The organism is Chamaesiphon sp. VAR_69_metabat_338, assembly GCF_031423935.1.
Taxonomy (GTDB): Bacteria; Cyanobacteriota; Cyanobacteriia; order Cyanobacteriales; family Chamaesiphonaceae; genus Chamaesiphon.
On sequence record NZ_JANPGM010000060.1, the window covers coordinates 1 to 4,825 of the forward strand.

General features: G+C 50.4%; 2 protein-coding genes. Both read left to right on the plus strand.

Features of this window, described 5'->3' with window-relative positions; all coding sequences use genetic code 11:
- Positions 1-264 precede the first annotated feature (264 nt).
- On the plus strand, positions 265-2,541 hold the full coding sequence (locus RMO84_RS01840) for an amylo-alpha-1,6-glucosidase (RefSeq protein WP_310486753.1): 2,277 nt from the start codon (positions 265-267) through the stop codon (positions 2,539-2,541).
- Between the two features lie 434 nt (positions 2,542-2,975).
- Positions 2,976-4,613 (plus strand): protein kinase domain-containing protein, encoded by a 1,638-nt coding sequence (locus tag RMO84_RS01845; protein ID WP_310486754.1) that lies wholly within the window; start codon positions 2,976-2,978, stop codon positions 4,611-4,613.
- Positions 4,614-4,825: the final 212 nt, after the last annotated feature.

The following is a 4,825-nucleotide window of genomic DNA, read 5'->3' on the forward strand; positions in this document are numbered from 1 at the left end:
GACTGTGTAAATCTGTCACAGAAGGCCATTATCGCATAAAAAATCGATCGAGGCAAGCATCATCAACTCCTGTTTCCTGTCGCGCAACTCGATGGCGATCGGCCAGTGACAATTTTAATTTTTGTTAGACCAAATTCAAAATCCAAAATGATATTAGAGAATAGATACATAAAAGCTACATCCCCCAGCTTTGTCGAATCGAGTATCATATCCTAGACACTAAAAATTCTTGATGTCATCTACTCCATCTAGATAGGTACTGTTATGTCTAATCCGATCGAACTTGAAGGAAGAATCTTTATTCCGGCTAGTGAGTTAGATATCCCTGAGTGGGGCTGCGTGGTAAGCGACAGGAACCAGACCACGCTTACGCTCAAAGATGACGATCTATTCTTGATTACCGATACGATCGGCAATATTTCTGGCTGTTTGCGCGACGAGACGATCGCTAGCTTGGGCTTATTTTGTCGGGATACCCGCTTTTTGAGTCGGTTGGAGTTGCAAATTGCTGGGAGTTCGCCCATTTTACTGACCTGCAATGCTGACAAAGGATTTGCACTCTCTGCACTGTGTACGAATCCTAGCATTCCCAATATCAATGCCGAAACCATTAGCATTCAGCGTGAAATCGTCCTCAATGGTGGTTTATTTGAAGAACTGACCATTCATAACTACAACACTACCGCCGTCAGCTTTGAATTGAGCCTGAGTTTTGATGCTGACTTTTCGGATTTATTTGAAATTCGCGGCTTCAATCGCAAACAGCGCGGCCAAATACTGCGCCGCGTTCAGCCCGATCGCACTGCGTCCGCACCGCCAACAGTCAACGAATTGACGATGGCTTATCAGGGTCTAGATGGAGCGATTTTAGAATCACACATCCAATTTTCCCATCGCCACCCCGACTATCTCAAAGGATATACAGCGATCTGGCAGATCGAGCTAGAATCCCACGCTAGTTATCGGATCGGTTATCGCCTCGAAATGCTAATGAATAACTGCCCTGTGTCGCGGGTCAGTAGTCCGATGGCTCTGATCCAAGCCAAAGCTGCCGAAATGTTGGAAGAAGACACCTGGCGATCGCAGATTACCCAAATTCGGACTGACAACCCCAAGCTCAATCAAGCGATCAAACGTGCCGAACAAGATGTCTATTTATTGCGCCAAAGTTTTGAATTAGTCAACACTAATAGCGATCGACCCAGCACCACGGGCAAGGTATTATCGGCAGGCGTACCGTGGTTTTGTACTCTATTCGGTCGCGACGCCATTATTGCGGCCAGTCAGGTGCTGATCTTGGATCCGACGATCGCGCGCGAAACCCTGATGGTACTAGCTCAATACCAAGGCAAGGTCGATGATGAGTGGCGCGAAGAGCAACCGGGCAAAATCCTCCACGAGATCCGGATGGGCGAGATGGCCCGCTGTCAAGAAGTGCCTCATACTCCCTACTATGGGACGGTCGATGCCACCCCGCTGTGGTTGATGCTCTACGCCGAATACTATGCGTGGACGAATGACACCGCTACCCTCGATCGCTTGTGGGACAACGCAGTGGCAGCCATGGCTTGGATCGATCGGATGTGTGCAGAAACCGGCTACTTGAGCTACTTCCGCACCTCTGCGCGGGGTTTGGCCAATCAGGGCTGGAAAGATTCCAATGATTGTATTGTCGATCGCCAAGGCAAAATTGCCACTGGCTCGATTACCCTGTGCGAAGTCCAAGCTTATGTCTATGCAGCTAAAATTCGGATGGTCGAATTGGCCAAGCTGCGCCAAGAAAACGCACTGGCCACCCGCTGGCAACAGGAAGCTCAACAGCTCAAACAACGTTTCAACAATGATTTCTGGATTCCCGATCTCGATTTTCTGGCAATGGCACTCGATGGCGCGGGCAAACAGGTGGATGGCATCGGTTCCAATCCCGGACAATGCTTACAGCAAGGCTTGCTCTATCCCGAAAAAGCTAAAAGCGTCGCCGAACGTTTGCGCGCGCCGGATATGTTTAGCGGCTGGGGAATTCGGACGTTGAGCAGTCAGTCACCAGCCTACAACCCGATCGGCTATCATACCGGCTCGGTCTGGCCCCATGACAATAGTTTGATTACCATGGGCTTACGTTCGGTCGGAGCCGTCGAACAAGCCTTAGAAGTCGCTCAAGGCATTCTCGACATGACTGGCCATCAGCCCTACCATCGTCCCCCCGAACTATTCTGCGGCTACGAACGCATCGACGGCAACAGCCCGATCCAATATCCCGTCGCTTGTTCGCCGCAAGCTTGGGCTACCGGGACGATTTTTCAGTTGATGCAAATGATGGTAAATTTGGTGCCCGATGCACCGAGTAATTGCCTGCGGATTCTCGATCCCGCTTTAGCCAGCAATATTCATCAAATTTCCTTCAAAAATCTGCGCGTAGGCGGGACACTGATCGATCTAGAGTTTAACCAACGAGATGCTGACGGAGAGGGCCTGCGGGCGACGACCTCGTGTCGGGTGCTCAAAAAACGTGGTAATCTGCGAGTGACGATCGAGGCTTAACCGATCGGTAAATCGAGATGGTCGATCGGCTAGCTCGATCTCCAGACTGCCAAAGGGTCGAAATATTCCCGGTCAAAAGAGAGATTGCGCTCCTGTTGTGGGTACTTTAAAAATAACGAAGTCGATCGGATGCGAATCATTGCTACTGGCTGACACGCTCGATCGTCACTCGTACCCCCAACTTGGAAGTCGCAAGTCGCACCACACACGCCATGAAGTAAGATCGCATCGCGCGAACAAAAGCGGTAGAATTAGAAGCAAATAGCGAAATCCTTTACTTGCCCTGCAATTCAAGCGATCGGCTAGTTATTGTTACTACATTTAAGTCCGAGCTAGTCCGATCTCCAAGCTAATGGAATCGCGATCCCACCAGGGGAGACTAGAGCCACGAAACAAAGCATATGTCAAGAGAAAAGTTCCACTGGTGAGGCTCAATGAGCTACTGCGTAAACCCTGACTGTCCCCAACCGAAAAATCCGATCGATGCTTTTCTGTGCCAAGCCTGTGGCGCACGGCTGCTCGTACGCAATCGTTATCGAGTCACCAAGTCACTAGGGCAAGGGGGCTTTGGTGCGACCTTTGTAGCGATCGATGTATCACTTCCTGGCGAGCCAATCTGCGTAATTAAGCAACTTAGGCCGAGTAACAATCATGAAAAGTTCCTGCGCATGGCCAGAGAATTATTCGAGCGCGAAGCTAGAACTTTGGGCAAAATTGGCAACCATCCCCAAATTCCTCGCCTGCTAGACTTTTTTGAAGAGCGTCGTAACTTTTACTTAGTTCAGGAGTACGTCAGCGGACATACCATCCATCAAGAAGTCAAGCAGATGGGTCTGTTTAAAGAAGAAAAAATCCGCGATTTCTTGATCGAGATTCTCCCGGTCATTACCTATATTCACTCCCAACAGGTCATTCACCGCGACATTAAGCCTGCCAACATTTTGCGACGCGATCAAGATGGCAAACTAGTCCTGATTGACTTTGGAGCCGTCAAAAACTACGTCGCCCAGTTGGAACCGCAAGAAGGTGTCGAGCAAGGCTCGAATACGCAATTTGCGGTCGGTACATCCGGTTATGCACCGCCAGAACAGTTGGCGATGCGTCCGATCTTTGCCAGCGACCTCTATGCGCTGGGGGTGACTTGTATCTATCTGATGACCGGCAAGTCGCCTAAAGATATCGAGTACAACCCCTCAACTGGGGAAATGATGTGGCAAAAACACGTCCAACTGGGCAAGCACATGACGCAAGTTTTGGGCAAGATGCTAGAGGTGTCCGTCCGCTACCGCTATCAGTCGGTGGAAGAAGTCCAGCGCGCGCTAGCAAACACCACACCCCTGGTCGATACTCGTCCAGTTGCCGCACCACCGCAGCCAGTCGGCAGCCCCAAACAACCGATTCCCTTTGCCCAAGCTGCACCGCCAGGATTGCCCGTCAATCCCCACCAAAGTCAGCCACCACAACCGATCGCGCAACCTGCCTCATCGGCATCGCAACGGATGGCCGAGGCCATCAAACGCCGCCGGATGGATGGCGATCCGACCAATATCAAAAATGCTGGCGATCGCAGTCAATTTGGTACGGACATTCGGACGGGGCTGGGAGGCATTCCCGCCATTCAAGTCCCGCGCGAGCAATTAAAACTCGATGCTCAGGGAGTTTTGGCAGCATTTAGGCGCGGTCAACGAACCTTTAGCGAAATGGACATCAGCAGCCTCGATCTCTCGAAAGCCCACCTGCCAGGGATTACGCTCAGTAGTGCCAATTGCGCTTACATCAATCTCCAAGGGGCTAATTTAGCCGCTGGTAAGTTTGATAAAGCCGATTTGAGTGGTGCGGTATTGAAGGATACCGTCCTCAGTAAGGGCTATTTTAGCTATGCCAATCTCCAAAATGCCGATCTGCGCGGTGCCGATCTGAGCGAAGCCTATCTCAATTATGCCAATCTCCACGGTGCCAACCTCTGTGGCGCAAATTTGAAGGGTGTCAAAGTCACCGAAGATCAGTTGAATCAAGCCAAAACCAATTTTATGACCGTTTTCCCCAATGGCAAACGGGGTGGCTTCTGGTAACTTAGACCGCAAGTTCGATCGCCGATGACAGATCGATCGTATTAGTAATTACCGTAGATTTTAAGGTACCTACGAGGGCAGTGGTGTCAACTTAAACATTATGACTCACCCCAAATCAGAGTAGAAAGAGCATCTCGCTCTCGATGTCTGGTGCGTTCAGACTTGAGGACACCTAAAATTTTAGCGTTAGTGCTCAAGTATTCAACGACATC

Excerpts from the sequence above, each read along its gene's own strand:
- RMO84_RS01840 (WP_310486753.1), top strand. The coding sequence starts at position 265 with ATGTCTAATCCGATCGAACTTGAAGGAAGAATCTTTATTCCGGCTAGT.
- RMO84_RS01845 (WP_310486754.1), top strand. The coding sequence starts at position 2,976 with ATGAGCTACTGCGTAAACCCTGACTGTCCCCAACCGAAAAATCCGATC.